A 17,422-nucleotide genomic window follows, 5' to 3' on the forward strand; every position below is an offset into this window, starting at 1 on the left:
AGGGCGAGGACGGGCAGCGTTTTCATGGTTTGCTCCAGCCGGCGTCAAACACTTCGAGCCGCGCCGTGCTCTCGTAGAGGCCCTCCCGAAACTTGCCCGAATGCTGGTCGAACTGGGTCTGCCCCTTGCGATGGAAGAACCGTGTCTTGAGCAACAAATGCGTGCCACTGGCACCGGTCCCGGTGCAGTCCTGCTTGACCGCATTTCGCCCCACCGGGGTTTCGCCATTGGCCAGCGGCAGGTCCACGCAGGACCATTGCCCGGGTACGCGCGCACGCGCCAGAATACCCATGGTGTAGGCGACGCGGCGCACACGGGTCGCGACACGATCGTCGGTCACCACGCGATAGCCATGCACGATGCCATCGTCGCTGATCAGCACCGAGACGATGACCGGAAAGGTGCCGAAGCGGGTGCCGCCGAAGCGATCGGCGATCGGCATCAGGTTCATCGCCAGCGCGTAATATTCGAGCTCGTCATCATAGCGGAAGGTGACTTCGCGCAGGCCCGTTTCGGGCTCGACCGGACAGTTCGCAAAATCCTCAAAGCCGCTCAATGCCCGGGCCGGCGGGCCGCCATTGGTGCCGCAGGCATATTCGCGGAATGGACCAGGCTGAGCCGCGATGGGCTCGCCCAGCCTCAAATCCAGGACGTCGGTGGGCGCAAGGTGCTCGATACTCTGGCCAAGTGCGGGTAGCACCAGCAGGCTCATGGCCATTGCGAATGCCAGCAGCTTGCTCACCCTCATGGCGCCTAAAAACCCTGCGATTCGGCAGTCGGATACTTGCTGCAGAAAGGCTTGCCGCCATAGTAGGCCTTGCAATCTTCCTGGCTCGGCTGGTTGGGATGGCCCAGCATGCTTTCCATCATATAGGCGACCAGCGCGTCTGCCTCGGCATCGCTCATGTCGCGTCCCTTGAGCAGGTTCACGCCGGCCAGATCGGCCTTGGTCATGCCGTAGCAGCGGTCATCGCTATAGGCGCGCGGGTCATGCGAGGGCATGGCCGTGCCCGGACGGCCGCAGAGGATGATTTCCTTGAGCGTTGCAGCGTCGTACTCCAGCGCGCGCAGGCTCGGACCTGTCGGATTTTCCCCGATACGCTCACCATTGCCGGCCCAACCGTGACAGCCGATGCAGTCCTGGCCCTTCCAGACCTTAAAACCCTGTTCGACGAGAGCCGGATCAATTTCCGCGGCAGCGGTGTCCTGAGCCTGAACGGGCGAAGCGAGGGGAGAAATGGCAAGGGCGCCAAGCGCCAGAATGGCGGCACTGAGCGCCAGTTTGAGCCAACCTGACGGGAAGCCCGGGAGCGAAATAGTCATCGATTAGAACCTCCGAGGGTCAAAAAGCACGGAGCCGGCGCGGCAATCCCGAGGGATCACTGCGCCGGCTGAACTCTGGTTAGAGAGCGAAGAAGTACATGGTCGAAGCGGGCTGGAACTGCCGGGCAGCCAGGGCCTCTTCCGAATCCGAGCTCTTGTCGGGGTACTTGTGGAAGCCGAGGCCAACGCCGCCCGGACCCACGGCCAGCGCCAGATACTGCTTGCCATCGATCGCGAAGGTGATCGGCGGAGCGTCGATCATGGTGCCGACATTGAAGTTCCAGAGGCGTTCGAGTGTGGTATCGTCGAGGGCGAAGATGTCGCCGTTCGAGCTCGTGCCGAAGACGACGCCGCCGGCAGTCGAGATCATGCCGCCGCGACCGGTCGAGGCGAACTCATGACGCTGAACCACAGCACCCGTCGTCGGATCAACGGAAACGACAGCACCGGTGATGCGGCCTTCTTCGCCTTCCGGACGATCGTTCGGATTGAAGGTGCAACCTTCCATAAGAAGGCCATAGACCAGCTTGGTGTCGTGGCTATAGGTGGTCGGGAACATGTTCACGCCGCCTTCCCAGTATGGGCAGAACTGGAAGTCGGTCGGCATGGCCATCAGGTCGAAATCCATGCGGCTTTCGGGCAGGTATTCCTGCACCTTGAGGCTCGGATCGTACTCAACCGGCATACCGGTCTTGGGGTCGATACCGGCGGTCCAAGTCACCTTTTCGGCATATTGCGAACCGTTGACATAGGCGCCGTTGGTGGCGTCGAGGTCATAGTAGAAGCCGTTGCGGCCAAAGTGGCTGACGATCTTGCGGTCTTCGCCGTTGATCGTGGCATTGATCAGCTGCTGGCTGCCGACTTCGTCAAAATCCCAGCTATCGTTGGGCGTGTACTGGAAGTGCCAGTTGATCTCGCCATTCTTGGCATTCAGAGCGACGGTCGAATTGGTGTAAAGGTTGTCGCCCGGGCGCTTGCTCGGCTCCCAGTCGGGATAAGGATTGCCGATGCCCCAGACCAGTTCGTCACGGCTGACGTCATAGGAACCAGTGACCCAGGTGGCGCCGCCGCCGGTGTCAGCGCCGGTTTCGAAGGAAGCATCGTCGATGGTCTCGAATGTCCAGAGCAGCGAACCGTCTTCGGGATTGTAGGCTTCCAGGCGCCCGCGCATCGGGCCGTCGCCGCCAGCCGGGCCGGTGATGATCTTGCCGTCGATGGCGAGCGGAGCCATCGTGCAGTATTCGACCGGATTCTGCTGGGTTTCGACGCGCCAGATCAGCTCGCCCGATTCCTTGTTGACGCGGACGAGGCCGCAATCGGGGGTGACCGAGTAGATCGAGTCACCATAGAGAGCGACGCCGCGATTGTTCAGAATGCCCGTGGCCAGTTCGCCATCGGTATCGGGATCATAGATCCAGTCGATATAGCCGCGATCGCCCTTGCTCAGATTGATGCGATAGATGCGGCCCCAGCCGTCCGACATGTACATGATGCCGTTGTCGACCAGCGGCGTGCCCTGCAGCGAGCTGGCGAAGGCGCCGGCGCCCTTGGAACCCGGCATCAGCGGCACGGTGAAAGCCACCTTCAGGTTGCCGACGTTTTCCTTGGTGATCTCGCCGAGCGGGGAATACCGGTTGGAGTCATAGGTACGGTTGATCGAAAGCCAGTTGCCGTCCTCGGGATTGGACAGTCGTTCGAAGGTGACGTCCTCGGCAAAGGCATTACCGCTGAACGCCGCCAGAACAGTGACCGCCACTCCTCCCAGGAGGAAGCGATGAAGATGTTTAGCCATGGATTTTCCTACCCTAACAGATGCTGACATGCGTCGGGCGTTACCCGCCTCTGTCCTGCAACGGTGGGCGCCAGATAAGCCCGTGCCGGTGCGCAGCATCAGCCTAGACGCAAGCTGCCTCGGAAAACCCAATGTGCGTTATTGCGATGTCCTTGAAGGACCTGCGGGGCGGTCGCCGCGTGACGCTCTTGTTTGAGGGGCGGCCGGAGCAACAATTCGTCGCTTTCCCAATTTAACCGGCGGGTATAAGCACGCGGATCAAACTGAAGGCGTCATCAGTTGGAGGGAGCGTTCTTTGTCTGAAAACAGGCCCGGACGGAAACCCGGTCGACCCAAGGCGGGCGATGCAGAGCACCTGTCGGAACTGGTGGTCGATACGGCCCTGAAGATGTTCCAACAGCGCGGCTTCGAAGCGACGACCATAGGCGCGGTGGCAGAGGCCTGTGGCATGTCCAAGCACACGCTTTACCGTCGTTTCTCCAGCAAGGAGGCCCTGTTTGTTGCCGCCATCGCGCGCGAGCGCGTCTCGGTTCTGGCCAAATTTGCCAGCATCGATGTCACCGGGCCGGACACGATGACAGCGTTGCACGAAACCTGCGCGGCGCTCTTTGAAGTCGCCGTGTCCCCGGGCAGCACCGACCTCTATCGCATGTGCATCGGCGCCGTTCCGAAATTTCCCATGATCGGCGCCGAGTTCGCGCTGACCGAGGGCCGCATCCAGGAAATCCTGCTGCCGCTGGTGGTCCGCGCCCAGGAGGAGGGGCTGTTGGCCAAGCAGGACCCCGTGGCGCTTTGCGGGCACCTCTACTATTCCATCATCGGGGAAATCTGGGGACACGCCCTGCTCGGCCTCTCCTATGTGCAGGACTATGATCGCCGCCGGGCGGTATTCGATGCCAACTGGGCCATTTTCCTCAATGGTCTGGGCACTCCAAATGGCCTTCAGGGCAACGCCGTCAGCGGCTGAAAGCGGAAGAGGCTACTTCGTTGCGCCGGCTTCCGCCCCCCAAAAAGTGGGAGGCGGACTATCGGGTCTCGTCGTCGTCAGGGCAGGGACGCGTCCTGTCGCGCCAGCCAATCGAGGATTGCCCGGTTGGTCTCTTCCGGCTTTTCTTCCTGAATCCAGTGACCACAATCGACCGATAGCACTTCGACGTTGGGCACGAAGGTGGCGAGCCGTTCCGATTTCTGGATGAGATCGCGCTCGCCATAGATCATCAGGGCAGGGTGATGGAGGATCGGATCGACATCGGCCAGCAGGTGCCAGTTGCGGTCCAGATTGCGGTACCAGTTGATGCCGCCGGTAAACCCGGATTTTTCGAAGGCGGAGACGATTACGGCCAGCTCTTCTTCGCTCATCACCAGGTCGCCCGGAGTGCTGTCGGCGCGGGCGAGGTTGATCATCACCATGCCTGGTTCGGGAGGTCGGGCAGGCTCGTTCTTGCGATAAAGGTTGCGCAGGAAACGTGCGGTGTTCTGGGCCAGAATGGCGTCGGCCACGCCAGGTTGGCGGTTGAAGTGGACGAAGTAGTAATCGCTGCCGAGGAGCTGCTCCAAAAGCTCGATCCAGGGCAGGTCGCCGCGCTCCTGATAGGGGAGGCTGAGATTGATCAGCCTGCTGGCGCGGTCGGGATGGAGGAGGGCGAGGCCCCAGACGACCATGGCGCCCCAGTCGTGGCCGACAAAGGTTGCCTGGGCATAGCCATAGTGGTCGAGGAGGGCGACGAGGTCGCCCGTGAGGTGCTCGATGTCATAGGCGGTGATATCGGCCGGGCGGGAGGAGTTGCCATAGCCGCGCTGGTTGGGAACGATGACATGATAGCCCGCAGCGACGAGGGCGGGCACCTGGTGACGCCATGAAAAGGCATGCTCTGGCCAGCCATGGCAGAGGACAATGGGCTTGCCGGCGTTTTCCCGGCCGGCTTCGAAAACTTCGAGCTCCACGCCGTTGACCGGAATCAGCGTGGGTTCGGGAAAATCGATCTTGTTGGACATTGCTGGTTCACCTTGCGGATATGTGCGAGCGCTGCCTAAAAAGAAACGGTGCCAAATTTTGGCACCTTTGAATTGCTGTATCTCCAGATGAAAGCCCGCCTCCGACAAGACGCTATCGTGCGCAGCCTTCGCCGCAACGGCACCATGACGGTTGCCGAGCTGGCGGACGGTATTGGCGCCTCCCGCCGCAGCGTATTGCGCGATATCGGGGCACTGCGCGACGAGGGTTTCGTCATTCACTCCGAACCGGGGCGCGGTGGCGGGCTGCAACTGGACCCGCGGTCGCTACAAACGACGGCGCGGCTGTCGGTCGCAGAGGTTTTCGCGCTGCTGATCAGTGTTGCTTCCATGCGGGCGGCCGGCGGATTGCCCTTTGCCAATTTCGCCGATACCGGCCTTGCAAAGATCGAGGCGGCCTTGCCGCCCGACAAGTTGCGCGACCTGCGCCGGTTTCTCGACTGTCTCTTTGTCGGAAAACTTTCGCCGGAGGTGGACATATCGGATATGGGGGCAATGGATCCGGCGCTGCTTCCAGCCTTCGAGACGGCCTTTCTCGAGCGGCGTTGTCTGCGCTTTGGTTATCGCGATGCCAAAGGGGTTTTTACCACGCGCCATGTCGAGCCACAGGCCATGCTGATCCTGCCGCCGCTCTGGTATCTGGTGGCATGGGATCCGGCGCGCGGGGCCTTCCGGCATTTTCGCATGGACCGGATCAGCCGGCCCGCGATCGGCGAGGGAACGAGCTTTCAGCGCCGACATGTGCCGTTTGAGGATCATGTTCGACCGGTTCGCGACCTTTCGCGCTGAGCCGGGTGTAATCATTCTGTCATCGAATGGAAGGTGAACTGTCACCGTCCTGAAGTTTTTGCGTCAGACACACGCTCTAAGAGTGCGGCCGCCTCAGAAGGCCCAATTCTCGGAGCGTCATCATGACCAATATCCGACTGCTCGCCGCAGCGTCGACTGTTTCTCTTCTCGCGCTGGCCAACCCGGCCTTCGCTCAGACCAAGTTCGAATTCTGGTATGGCCTGTCCGGCGACCTGAGTGACCGCATTCAGGACATGTGCAAGACCTTCAACGAGTCGCAGGCCGACTACGAGATCGTCTGTGTCAGCCAGGAAACCTACGAAAACAACCTGCAGAACACGATCGCCGCTTTCCGCGCCAACAAGCAGCCGACCATTGCGCAGATCAGCGACGGCGGCGTGGTTGACCTGATGCTGTCCGGCGCCTACCTGCCGGTTCGTCAGCTGATGGAAGACAATGGCTACGACATCGACTGGTCCAACTATAATTCGGGCGTCAGCTCGTATTTCGCGACCTCGACTGGTGAACTGCTGGCCATGCCGTTCAACAACTCGACGGCCATGTTCTACTACAACACCGATGCCCTCAAGGCCGTTGGCTTCGAAGGCGCTCCCCAGACCTGGGAACAGGTTGAGACCATTGCCCGCGACCTCAAGGCTGCCGGCTATGACTGCCCGGTTGCATTCGATCCGACCGGTCAGTGGCAGTGGTGGGAACAGTTCTCGGCCATCCACAACCAGCCGATCGCTTCCAATGGCAACGGCTATGGTGGTCTCAACGCTACCGTCGAATTCAACAAGGGTCTCTTCGTCAAGCAGCTCCAGTTCTACAAGGACATGTATGACGAGGGCCTGTTTGTCGTGAAGAGCAAGGCCACTGGCGAAACCGCCAATGACGCCTTCATCAACGCCAAGTGCCAGATGTCGTCCTCCTCGATCGCCGACCACGGCACGATCGGCAAGCAGGCCGTCGAAGGCATGCACTGGGACGTCGCCATGCTCCCCGTGTGGGAAGGCACCGAGCGCAAGAACTCGCTCGTCGGCGGCGCGGCTCTCTGGACCCTCAAGGGCAAGTCGGCTGAGGAATACAAGGGCGCCGCTGCGTTCTACGCATTCCTTGCTACCCCCAAGCAGGCCGAATGGTGGTCGACCGTGACCGGCTACATTCCCGTCACCAACTCGGGCTTTGAAGCCATGAAGGCTGCCGGCTTCTACGATGCCGCTCCCTACAAGGGCCGCGAACTGGCTCTCGCCAGCCTGAGCTTTACCCCGCCGACCGAATACACCCGTGGTGTGCGTCTTGGTAACTTCGGCGCCGTCCGCGTCGAAATCCAGAACGCCATGCAGGCCGTGCTGTTCAACAACGTGCCGGTGCAGGAAGCTCTCGATGCCGCTGCCGAGCGCTCCAACGAAGTGCTCCGCAAGTTCGAAGCCACCTATCCGGGCAAGACTCTCCCCTGATCTGAACTGCAATCATGCACGGGCGGCGCAAGCCGTCCGTGCTCATTTTCAGCCGAGGCGGACTGGCTTATGGAAAGACGTGCTTACTACAAGAATGGCGGACTGCCCTGGCTGCTGATCGCCCCCCAGCTGATCCTGGTCCTGGTTTTCTTCTATTGGCCGACGACACAGGCGCTCTATTGGGCTTTCACGCTCGAGCAGCCCTGGGGCGGCGGCAATACCTGGGTTGGTTTTGCCAACTTCCTCGGCATTTTCCGCGATGGGCAATACTGGGCCATGGTTGGCCGCAGCGCCTTCTATGCTATCGCGACGACCGCCATTTCGATGGTGATCGCGCTGACGCTGGCCGCGTTCGTCGACCGCTCGCTCAAGGGCACCAAACTCTTCCAGTCCGTATTCGTCTGGCCCTATGCCATTGCGGCACCCGCCGCCGGGGTGGCTTTCCGCTTCATCTTCTCGCCTGATGCGGGCCTTGTCGGCGCGATCAATCAGATCTGGCCCGGCCTCTGGAACCCGGCCATCAACGGCGCCCACGCCTTGGCCATGGTCATCGTCTGCCACGCCTGGCTTGGCATTGGCTACAACTTCATCTTTTTCCTTGCGGCCCTGCAGATGATCCCGCGCTCGCTTTCAGAAGCGGGTGCAATGGACGGCGCTCGCCCGTTCCGCCGGATGATGGACCTGCAGTTGCCGCTGATCACGCCGACCGTGTTCTTCCTGATCATCATGAACCTGATCTCGAGCTTTACCGACAGCTTCGGCCTGATCGACGTGATGACCGAAGGCGGCCCCATCGGGTCCACCGAAGTGATGGTCTACAATATCTATGTCGACGGGTTCAAAGGCCTCGACTATTCGGGCGCCGCCGCCCAGTCGATCGTCCTCATGCTCCTTGTCATCGCGCTGACCTTCGTCCAGTTCAAATGGGTCGAAAAGCGCGTCCATTACAACTGAGGCAGCCGCCATGATTGAACGTTCGCCGTTCTTCGACTTCGTCTCCTATGCGGCCATGATCCTGGGATTGTTCCTGGTTCTCGTGCCGTTCTGGATCACCTTTGTGGCCGGCAGCATGTCGCTGCCGGAAGTGGCTCGCGTGCCGATCAGCATGCTGCCCTCGGGACACCTGTTCGAGAATATTCAGACTGCCTGGGTTCGCGCCGACCTTGGCCCCAAGATGGTCAACAGCCTGATCGTTGCCTCCGGGGTGACCATCGGCAAGATCACGCTGGCGGCACTGTCGGCTTTCTCTATCGTCTTCTTCAACTATCGCGCCCGCATGTTGTGCTTCTGGCTGATCTTCATCACCCTGATGCTGCCGCTGGAAGTGCGTATCGTACCGACCTACTCGATCGCCGCGAACGCGCTACTCCCGTTCCAGTTCTTGCTGGATACCCTAGGCATCACCTGGCTGATCGAGACTGTTTCGGGCATCCGCGTCGGGCTCGAATGGAACCTGCTCAATTCCTATACGGGCCTGATCCTGCCGCTGGTGGCAACGGCAACCGGCACCTTCCTCTATCGCCAGTTCTTCATGACCATTCCCGATGAACTGGTTGAAGCATCGAAGATGGATGGATCAGGGCCGCTGCGCTTTTTCTGGGACGTGCTGCTGCCGCTGAGCCGCACCAATATGCTGGCATTGGCCACGATCATGTTCGTATCGAGCTGGAACCAGTACCTCTGGCCGCTGCTCATAACCACCGATCGTACCAATTACGGCACCGTTGTCATGCAGCTCAAGGCGCTGATCCCGGCGCAGAACGGCACGCCCGACTGGAACGTCACCATGGCGGGTGCCCTCATCATCATGCTGCCCCCACTGCTGGTCGTTGCACTTATGCAGCGCTGGTTCGTGCGCGGCCTTATTTCCCGAGACAAGTGAGACATCCCATGGCTGCCATCACCATCAGCGGCGTCAAGAAACGCTACAAGAAGAATGACGTCATCCATGGCGTCGACGTGGAAATCGAAGCAGGCGAGTTCGTCGTCATCCTGGGGCCGTCGGGCTGTGGGAAGTCTACCCTGCTGCGCATGATTGCCGGGCTCGAAGAAATTTCCGAGGGCACGATTGCCATCGACGGCACCGTGGTCAACCAGCTCGAGCCGCGCGAGCGAGGCTGCGCCATGGTGTTCCAGAACTACGCGCTCTACCCCCACATGACCGTGTCGCAGAATATCGGCTACGCACTCAAGGTTGCCGGCATGCCCAAGGCCGAGCGTGAGGCCAAGGTGCTGAAGGTTGCGAAATCGGTCAGCCTCGAGCCCTATCTCGACCGCAAACCGGGAGAGCTTTCAGGTGGGCAGCGCCAGCGCGTTGCCATGGCCCGCGCCATGGTGCGCGAGCCGAAGGTCTTCCTCTTTGACGAGCCTTTTTCAAATCTCGACGCGAAGCTGCGCGTTGCCATGCGGGCCGAGGTCCGCAACCTGCATCGCAGCCTCGGCGTCACTTCGGTGTTCGTGACGCACGATCAGACCGAAGCCATGACGCTGGCCGATCGCCTGATCGTCATGAATTCGGGCATTGTCGAGCAGGTGGGCAAGCCTTCGGAAGTCTATCATAACCCGGCAAGCCTCTTCGTCGCCGACTTCATCGGTTCTCCGTCGATGAACCTCGTGCGCGGCTTTTTTGCCGAGGATGGCTATTTCCGCCACGGCCAGGGCGGCATGCTGAGCCTGCCGGGTCTGGCCAAGGCGCATCTCAGCCGTGAGGTTTCCATCGGCGTCCGCCCCGAGCTGGTCCGCCGTGTCGATGCTGGCCACAAGGGCGCTATCGCGGCCGTGGTCGACTATACCGAGGAACTCGGTGCTTCACGTCTCATCTATGCGCGCGCCGATGGCAGCCCGATTATCGCCGTCGACGATGGCAATGATGCGCTGGGCACCGGTATGCCGATCCACTTCGCGGTTAGCGAAAGCGATATTCATGTCTTCGATCACACGACCGGACGCCGCATCGACCATGCAGGCGCTGCCGTTCGCGCTACCGACAGTGTTTCTGCCTGATCTCAAGGAGGCCCAGATGGGCAATATCATCGGCACCGGTTTCAACGTTGGTTCCACCGACGGCGAATTTGCCAGCTTTCACGAAGACCTGCGTGCTCTCGCCGATATCGGCGTCGATACGGTGGAACTTGGGCTGACCAGCCTCGATCTGATTTCGGGTGGCCGCATCATTCCCGAGCGCGCCGAGCGTCTCGTTGCCATCACCAGCCAGTTCGATTTCCGCTACACGGTGCATGGACTGGTTTCATCCAACTTCATGGATCCGGTGACGCAGCGCTACCAGCTCGATGCTGCCAAGGCGTTGGTTGAAGTCTGTGATCGTGTCGGCGCTGGCATTCTCGTTCAGCATGGTGGGTGTCTGCGCGCCAACCAGATCGCCGAACGGGCTGGCGCAGACCAGCGCGAGCGCGAAGCCCTGACCGAACTCGGTGATTTTGCGCGCCCCTATGGCGTGCGCATCGCGCTCGAAAACATCTTCACCACCGAGCCGGGCCAGTATCGCCAGACACCGAAAGAGGTCGCCGAGACCGTCAAGGCGGTCAACCACTCGCAGATCGTGGCGTTGATCGACTTTAGCCACGCCTACCTAGAAGCAACCTATCGTGGTCTCGACTTCTTCGAGGAAATCGCTGCCATGGCTGGTGTCGCGGGGCATCTGCATGTCCACGACAGCTTTGGTCGTCCGCAGGGCTTTTATACGCCCTATCATCCGCAGGAAAACACGGCGATGGGCATCGGCGACCTGCACATGCCGCTCGGCTGGGGTGATATCGACTGGGACCGGATTTTCTCCGAACTCACCTTCCTGCCCGACACCGTGCTGATGATGGAAATCGGCCGTCGCTATCGCGCCGAGCAGCCGGAAAGCCTGCGTCGCGCCCGCGCACTTGCCGGCCTTGCAACGCCGGACGCGGTGGCCGCACAGTAATATCGAGAAAAGCAGCCCTCGGCCTTGGCCGAGGGCTGGCGTGTTGCCTATTGCGGCTAGGCCAACGGGTTTCCGACGGTGAGATGTGTCCCCCCGTCGATGACAAGCAATTGCCCGGTGACGCAGCGGGCCCCGACGACCAGCCATTCGATCATGTCGGCGATGTCGTCCGGGGTGGGAATGATCTTGAGGGGGGCGACATCGGCGACGCGCTGCTTGAAGCGTGCGTAGCTCTCGGCATCCTGCCAGGCGAGGGCCCAGCTGGTATCGACGAAGCCGGGACAGATCGCGTTGACGCGGATTTCGGGTGCCAGTTCGCGGGCGAGACCAAGGGTCAGGGTGTTCAGAGCGCCCTTCGAGGCTGCGTAGGCAAGCGAGGATCCATCGCCCGTGATGGCTGAATCGGACGAGATATTCACGATTGTGCCAGCCCCGGAGCGCTTCAGATGCGGGGTCGCTGCCCTTATCATCTGAAACGTGCCCGCGACGTTGACGGCGTTGACTGCTGAGAAATCCTCGCCGGCGAGGGCCTCAAGGTCGTTGGCCGGAACGCGCCGGGTAACGCCGGCGCAGTTTACCAGAATGTCGAGCCGCCCAAGTCCTGCGACGGTCTCGTCCGCCATGCGCCGACAGTCTTCGTCGTTTGCGACATTGCCGCTGAGCGTGATGGCCTTTACGCCCAGAGCCCGGCAGCGCTCGGCGACGGCTTCGGCGCCGGCGCCATTTCGGGAATAGTTGATCGCGACGGCACAGCCGATCCCGGCGAGTCTTTCAGCCGCTGCGGCGCCTATGCCGGAGCCGCCGCCGGTGATCAGGGCAACGCTGCCTGCTGCTCGTTTCATCGTCTTCGTCCTATTTGATGGCGCCCTGGGTCAGGCCGGCGATGAACTGGCGCGACAGCAGGATGTAGAGGAGCGTAATGGGCAGCGCGGCGAGGGTCAGCCCGGTGAACAGCACGCCCCAATCGGTCACGAATTCGCCCATGAACACGGTGAGCCCCTGGGGCAGGGTCTTGAGACTGTCCGAGGTGATCAGGATCAGGGGGAAGAAGAAGTCATTCCAGATCGGTACCGCGTTCTGGATGGCGACGATGACCATGGCGGGGCGTGCGAGCGGCAGCATGACCTGCCACATGATGACGAATTCGTTGGCGCCATCGATGCGCGCGCTCTCCTCGAGCTCTTTGGGCAGGGCGCGCAGGAAGCCGGTCATGATGAACACGGCCGAGGGGATGCCCATGGCCGTATAGACCAGGATCAGGCCCGCATAGGTGTTGAGCAGGTTGAGTGCATTGAGCTGAAGGAACAGCGGAATGATGGCGAGCTTGAGCGGGACGGTCATGCCCGAGAGGAAGAACATCAGCCACAGGCCCGAGAAGCGAAACTCGTAGCGCGCGATCGCATAGGCCGCCATGGTGCCGACAACCAGGATCAGGGCGACCGACGCTGACGTCACGAGCAGCGAATTGCCCAGATATTGCAGGAAGTTCGTCTCGCTCCAGACCTTTTCGAGATTGGCGAAGTTGAGGCTTTGCGGCAGAGCCAGCGGCGAAGAGAAGATCTCCGCGTTGGACTTGAACGAGGACATGACCATGACAAAGAGCGGGTAGAGCATGATCACGGCATTGAGCCAGAGCAGGGCCTGGATGGCCCCGTTCTTAAAGCCTTCGCCCTTGTAGCTGACGGGGCCCGTCGCCTGATGGGTGGTCGTTGTGCTTGCGATATTGGCCATCAGATTTCGAGCTCGCGGCTACGCAGGAATTTCAGGGCGATAAAGGTGACTGCACCTACGAACAGGAACATGAGAACCGCCAGGGCGCTGCCCTGTCCGAAGTCCTGTATGCCGCTGGTGACGCTGCCGAACGCAGTGCGGTAGAAGTAAAGAGCAAGAACGTCGGTGGAGCGGCCGGGAGACCCTTCCATGTCTGCCATCAGCAGCGGCAATTCGAACCAGTTGAAGCTGCCGATAAAGGTGAGGACGGTGACGATGGTGACGCTGGGGGCAATCAGCGGCCAGACGATCCGGGTCAGGATCGTCCAGTCACCGGCGCCATCGAGCCGCGCGGCTTCGAGGACTTCGCGGCTGATCCGTTGCATGCCGGCGAGGAGCACGAGGGCGGGGAAGCCGATCCAGTGCCAGACATTGGCGAAGACGATGCTGCCAAGGGCAGTGGCTTCGCTGCCGAGCCAGGCGGGCCCCATGATGCCGAACAGGCCGAGAGCGGCGTTGACCACGCCGAAAAGCGGATGCAGCAGCAGCTTCCAGAGGAAACCGACGATCACGGCGGAGAGGACCACCGGCAGGAAGACGATCACCTGATGCAGCCGGTGCCCGGGCAATTCCTTGAGCAGGGCATAGGCGATGAGCAGGGCGACGCCGTTTTCCAGCACCATCAGGGCGAAGAAGACCACGATATTGTGCCAGAAGGCATTGTAGGTCGCATCTCTGAAGGGGCTTTGGAACAGCACCTTGTAGAAGTTTTCGAACCAGACGAAGTCGCCCGGCTTCAGCCCCTCAAATCTGAAAAACGAGAGTTGAAGGGCCGACACCAGCGGCCAGACCACGAAGGTCATCATGATCACGGCCGCTGGCGCCAGAAGGAAAGCGATCCAGAGCGACCGGCGCGACAGATGAAAGGGTTTGCTGCGCCAATCGGCTTTCATTTTACTTTCCTTGGAACGGGGCGAACCAGGTGGCAATGCCGTTGGTCATTTCCACGCCGACCTGTTCTGGTGTCATGTCTCCGGACATCATCTTGGTGATGTTGGCCTGAAGGATTTCCGAACCAGTGGGCTTGCCGAAGCGGAAGTAAACCACGTTGAGATGCGGCACGGCGGTTTTGTTGAGTTCGGCCACGTGGTGCAGAATCGGATCAGTGATCTCAACACCGTTGATGGGCGAGATATTGCCCAAGGTGTTGGAGAACATATTGCCGAATTCGGTTGTCCCCATCCAGTTGACGAGACGGAGCGCTGCTTCCTTGTTCGGGGACGCTGCGTTGACCGCATAGCCACCGTCATAGAACTTGGACGCATGCGGGACATCGCCGGCAGAAGCGGCGGGGGGCGCAATGAAGTCCATCTTGAGCGACGGGTTGAGCTTGCGATAATTGGCGATATCGAAGCTGCCACCGGCCAGCATGGCGGCGCGGCCTGACAGGAACAGCTGCCCTGCGGTTTCGTAGTCGACGCCGGCAAAGTTGGGCGGCATGTAGTCGCGCAGTTCAAGCAGTTTGGAGAGCGCGGCAGCGTAGCGCGGATCCTTGTAGGTGGTCGCTCCCGTGCTCAGTTCAGCAGCGAATTCGGGGCCGAGGAACGGGCCGGCAAAGACCGACACGAACATCTCGTTGAACCAGCTGGTGCCCATGCCGTTGGCGAGCGGAATGATGCCCTTGGACTTGAGCGCGTCGCCGACGGTCTTGAACTCTTCCCAGGTCGTGGGCGGAGTGAGGCCGGCTTTCTCGAACACATCCTCGTTGATGAACAGACCTAGGGTCATGGTGGCGAAGGGCACCGAATAGACCTTGTGATCTTCACGGAAGCTGAGCGCCTCGATGGCGTCTGGCGTGAAGTTGGCAAGGCTGGGGACGGTCGCCTCGTCCAGCGGCTCCAGGTAGCCCGAGCGTACGAACTGGTCGAGCCAGCCATAGGCGTGGGTATGGATGACATCGGCAGCCTTGCCGGCTGCGAGGCCGGTCGAGACCATGGTCGGATAGGTCGTATCCGGCAGGGCTTCGAACTTTACGTTGATGTCAGGATTTTCCGCCGTGAAGGCGGAAAAGAACTTCTCGTAGGCGGCCTTATCTTCCTGGCGCCACGTCCAAAATGTGATGTCTGCAGCGAATGCAGCGGTTGCGATCATCCCCCAGGCCATACCCCCCATGAGGACCGCTCGCGATAGCTTTGCGATAGTCATTGCCTTCTCCATTGGCACCCTTGACGCCGCCACCAAATCATAGTTTGTAGGCGCTGACTAGATAGTTTGTAATCTTTCCTAACTAAGTAGGTGGCCCTGATGGACCAGTTGGTCGCAGGCATGGATGTCGGCGGAACCAAGACCCAGGTCATGGTGCTGCGCGGCGACGAAGTGATCGCCAATGAGACGGTGCTGTCTTCGTCCTGGCGCACATGGCGTCTTGAAGAAGATGCGCGCGGGCTGGCGGCGCTGGCGCGCAGGGTGGCCGGCGGGCCGCTGTTGAGCCTGGCGGCGGGCGCGCATGGTTGCGACAGCGATGCGCAGTGCCAGGCGTTGCAGGGAGCGCTCGGGGCCGAGCTTGATTGCCAGGTGACCGTGGTCAACGATTCCGAATTGCTGGTGCCGGCTGCGGGCTATGTCTCGGGTATCGGTGTCGTCTCCGGCACGGGGTCTATCGCTGTGGCGCGCGACAGTGCCGGGCACATGCTGGCGGCAGGCGGTTGGGGCTGGATCCTGGGGGACGAGGGCAGCGCGGCGGCAATCGTTCGCGAGGCGGCCAAGGCAGTGCGCGGCGCTATTGATCGCAATCGGCTCGATGACCCGCTGATTGCGGCCATGCTGGCGGCGCTCGATACCACCGAGGTCACCAAGCTTGGACGACTGCTCAACGAGGTGCGTGGCGCCGCCGAGTGGGGGCGTCACGCCAATACCGTATTTGCAGCGGCGGACAATGGTTCGGCACTGGCGCGCCGCGTCATCGTTGAAGGCGCGGAGGCCCTGGCTGGCCTCGTGGGCGTTCTGGTCGAGCGCGGCGCAAACAGCGCTGTCGTGGTTGCCGGGGGGAGCGTGTTCGCCCACCAGCCCCTGCTGTTCGATACCTTCCGGACGGCCGTTCATTCGTTTTCGCCCCAGAGCGAAGTCGTGCTTCTCAAAGCCGACCCGGTGGTCGGTGCTGCGGCCATCGCCAGCCGTGTTCTGACCGGCCGTCCGGCCCAGCCTGTCCTGTGACAATGGAGATACCAAGCATGAACAAGCGCATCGGATATCGCGATGCCGTGGCTCGGCAGGTCGAGAGCCTGTCAGAGGTGCGCATGGCAGTTGCCGCTGGGCTCGACCAGCTCGACCTCAGCGATTTTGTCGGTCACATCGGACTTGCCGGGATCGGCGCCAGCTATCAGGTGGCCATGCTGGGCGCCTCCTATCTTCGTCGGCGCGATATTCCGGCCACAGCTTATTGTCCGACCGATCTCTATGAGGCCGTGGGCAGCGCCGGCTCTGCCTTTGTTGCTCTCTCTGCCTCCGGGCAGAGCCGGGAAATCTCCGAGGTCATGGCGTTGCGCAACCATCTGCCACGCGTCGCGCTCTGCCGTTCTCCCGGTACACCGCTGGCGCAGCTGACGGGTCGTGAACTGCCGTTTTTTTCTGGCGCTGACAATGGCGCGAGCTCGACCGGATATACCGGTATGGCGCTGGCGGTCGGTATGCTGGCCGACGCGCTGGTCGGGCGTGGCCAGAGTCCGATTTGGGCGGCGCTACCAGATATGGTGGGCGAGGTTCTGGCAAGCCAGGTCGGGCCCGCAGCAGCAGCGGCGCGCATTCTGGCGGAGCGAGCCTCCATCGATATCGTCGGAGCCCAGGCCGGCTTTGCCACGGCCGGCGAAGCGGCCATGCTGATCCGCGAGGCGGTCCGCGTGCCCGCCTGTGGCTGGGATACGTTGAACTATCTGCACGGTCCGATGGAGTCTCAGGATCAGCGCACCGGCGTTATCGCTTTGGGCGTGGGCCGCGAGACCAAAATTGCGCAAGACATGTCCGAAATTGGGCCTGCGGTATTGGTGACGTCCCGGACCGACATCGCCTCCACCGATCGGCTCGTGGTGTTGCAGGTGCCGGAAACGGACAACGAAATCGCTGCCGCCATTCTCGATATCGTCGCGATCCAGATGATCATCGGCGATATGCAGGATGCGGCCGGGCTGACCAATATCACCTTCCGCTACCGGCAGACCGATACAAAGCTCAAGCCATGGTCGCCCACGGAAGTCTAGGACAGGGGCGGCAGCGCGACGCTGGGATGGACGGCCTCACCGAGAATGAGGCCCAATCCATAGTCGATGGCCAGTTGCACGGCGCCCAACACGGTGCCCGCATTGCCCAGGCGGCTGACTTCGATCTCGGTCGCCCAGGTCAATTCCCGCG

At 61.5% G+C, this 17,422-nt stretch carries 17 protein-coding genes; 9 read left to right on the forward strand and 8 right to left on the reverse strand.

The features are described 5' to 3' along the window. Positions 1 to 22: 22 nt before the first annotated feature. The 3 genes from J0I64_RS13875 to J0I64_RS13885 form a co-directional block, all read right to left on the reverse strand. Positions 23 to 742 (reverse strand): hypothetical protein, encoded by a 720-nt coding sequence (locus J0I64_RS13875; protein ID WP_291409212.1) that lies wholly within the window; start codon positions 740 to 742, stop codon positions 23 to 25. 11 nt (positions 743 to 753) lie between these two features. After that, positions 754 to 1,323 (reverse strand): cytochrome c, encoded by a 570-nt coding sequence (locus J0I64_RS13880; protein WP_291409214.1) that lies wholly within the window; start codon positions 1,321 to 1,323, stop codon positions 754 to 756. A 79-nt stretch (positions 1,324 to 1,402) separates the two neighbouring features. Beyond that, on the reverse strand, positions 1,403 to 3,115 hold the full coding sequence (locus tag J0I64_RS13885; RefSeq protein WP_291409216.1) for a PQQ-binding-like beta-propeller repeat protein: 1,713 nt from the start codon (positions 3,113 to 3,115) through the stop codon (positions 1,403 to 1,405). Positions 3,116 to 3,410: 295 nt separating this feature from the next. Here J0I64_RS13885 and J0I64_RS13890 point away from each other — a divergent pair, with 295 nt between their 5' ends. Beyond that, positions 3,411 to 4,082, forward strand: coding sequence for a TetR/AcrR family transcriptional regulator (locus J0I64_RS13890; RefSeq protein ID WP_291409217.1), 672 nt, complete (start codon positions 3,411 to 3,413; stop codon positions 4,080 to 4,082). A gap of 77 nt (positions 4,083 to 4,159) precedes the next feature. Here J0I64_RS13890 and J0I64_RS13895 read toward each other — a convergent pair whose 3' ends face one another. Next, on the reverse strand, positions 4,160 to 5,110 hold the full coding sequence (locus tag J0I64_RS13895; RefSeq protein WP_291409219.1) for an alpha/beta hydrolase: 951 nt from the start codon (positions 5,108 to 5,110) through the stop codon (positions 4,160 to 4,162). An 87-nt stretch (positions 5,111 to 5,197) separates the two neighbouring features. Here J0I64_RS13895 and J0I64_RS13900 point away from each other — a divergent pair, with 87 nt between their 5' ends. The 6 genes from J0I64_RS13900 to J0I64_RS13925 all read left to right on the forward strand — a co-directional run bounded on the left by J0I64_RS13900 (position 5,198) and on the right by J0I64_RS13925 (position 11,308). Then, positions 5,198 to 5,917, forward strand: a complete 720-nt coding sequence (locus tag J0I64_RS13900) for a WYL domain-containing protein (RefSeq protein ID WP_291409221.1) — start codon at positions 5,198 to 5,200, stop codon at positions 5,915 to 5,917. A 122-nt stretch (positions 5,918 to 6,039) separates the two neighbouring features. Further along, positions 6,040 to 7,377: an extracellular solute-binding protein gene (locus J0I64_RS13905; RefSeq protein WP_291409223.1), complete on the forward strand. Its 1,338-nt coding sequence runs from the start codon at positions 6,040 to 6,042 to the stop codon at positions 7,375 to 7,377. 69 nt (positions 7,378 to 7,446) lie between these two features. After that, on the forward strand, positions 7,447 to 8,331 hold the full coding sequence (locus tag J0I64_RS13910; protein ID WP_291409225.1) for an ABC transporter permease subunit: 885 nt from the start codon (positions 7,447 to 7,449) through the stop codon (positions 8,329 to 8,331). A gap of 10 nt (positions 8,332 to 8,341) precedes the next feature. Further along, on the forward strand, positions 8,342 to 9,259 hold the full coding sequence (locus J0I64_RS13915; RefSeq protein WP_291409228.1) for an ABC transporter permease subunit: 918 nt from the start codon (positions 8,342 to 8,344) through the stop codon (positions 9,257 to 9,259). 8 nt (positions 9,260 to 9,267) lie between these two features. Then, positions 9,268 to 10,380 carry a sn-glycerol-3-phosphate ABC transporter ATP-binding protein UgpC gene (gene ugpC / locus J0I64_RS13920; protein WP_291409231.1) on the forward strand — a complete coding sequence of 371 codons (1,113 nt, stop codon included), beginning with the start codon at positions 9,268 to 9,270 and terminating at the stop codon, positions 10,378 to 10,380. 16 nt (positions 10,381 to 10,396) lie between these two features. Beyond that, complete coding sequence (locus tag J0I64_RS13925) at positions 10,397 to 11,308, forward strand: TIM barrel protein (RefSeq protein ID WP_291409233.1); 912 nt, start codon at positions 10,397 to 10,399, stop codon at positions 11,306 to 11,308. A 56-nt stretch (positions 11,309 to 11,364) separates the two neighbouring features. On the opposite strand, the gene J0I64_RS13930 is transcribed toward J0I64_RS13925, so the two are convergent. From J0I64_RS13930 to J0I64_RS13945, 4 genes are read right to left on the reverse strand one after another with little or no spacing between them, the layout of a single operon-like run. After that, positions 11,365 to 12,150, reverse strand: a complete 786-nt coding sequence (locus J0I64_RS13930; protein WP_291409235.1) for an SDR family oxidoreductase — start codon at positions 12,148 to 12,150, stop codon at positions 11,365 to 11,367. A gap of 10 nt (positions 12,151 to 12,160) precedes the next feature. After that, positions 12,161 to 13,039 carry a carbohydrate ABC transporter permease gene (locus J0I64_RS13935; protein WP_291409237.1) on the reverse strand — a complete coding sequence of 293 codons (879 nt, stop codon included), beginning with the start codon at positions 13,037 to 13,039 and terminating at the stop codon, positions 12,161 to 12,163. Continuing rightward, complete coding sequence (locus J0I64_RS13940) at positions 13,039 to 13,971, reverse strand: carbohydrate ABC transporter permease (RefSeq protein WP_291409239.1); 933 nt, start codon at positions 13,969 to 13,971, stop codon at positions 13,039 to 13,041. The genes J0I64_RS13935 and J0I64_RS13940 overlap by 1 nt, the downstream gene beginning before the upstream one ends. A 1-nt stretch (position 13,972) precedes the next feature. After that, positions 13,973 to 15,223: an extracellular solute-binding protein gene (locus tag J0I64_RS13945; protein ID WP_291409241.1), complete on the reverse strand. Its 1,251-nt coding sequence runs from the start codon at positions 15,221 to 15,223 to the stop codon at positions 13,973 to 13,975. A 99-nt stretch (positions 15,224 to 15,322) separates the two neighbouring features. On the opposite strand from J0I64_RS13945, the gene J0I64_RS13950 reads away from it, so the two are divergent. Both J0I64_RS13950 and J0I64_RS13955 read left to right on the forward strand, forming a co-directional pair. Next, a complete protein-coding gene (locus J0I64_RS13950; protein WP_291409243.1) occupies positions 15,323 to 16,231 on the forward strand; it encodes an N-acetylglucosamine kinase in 909 nt (302 codons plus the stop codon). Between the two features lie 17 nt (positions 16,232 to 16,248). Further along, on the forward strand, positions 16,249 to 17,271 hold the full coding sequence (locus tag J0I64_RS13955; protein WP_291409245.1) for a sugar isomerase: 1,023 nt from the start codon (positions 16,249 to 16,251) through the stop codon (positions 17,269 to 17,271). Positions 17,272 to 17,422: the final 151 nt, after the last annotated feature.

The sequence above is a fragment of the Devosia sp. genome (assembly GCF_017307565.1).
Classification (GTDB): domain Bacteria; phylum Pseudomonadota; class Alphaproteobacteria; order Rhizobiales; family Devosiaceae; genus Devosia.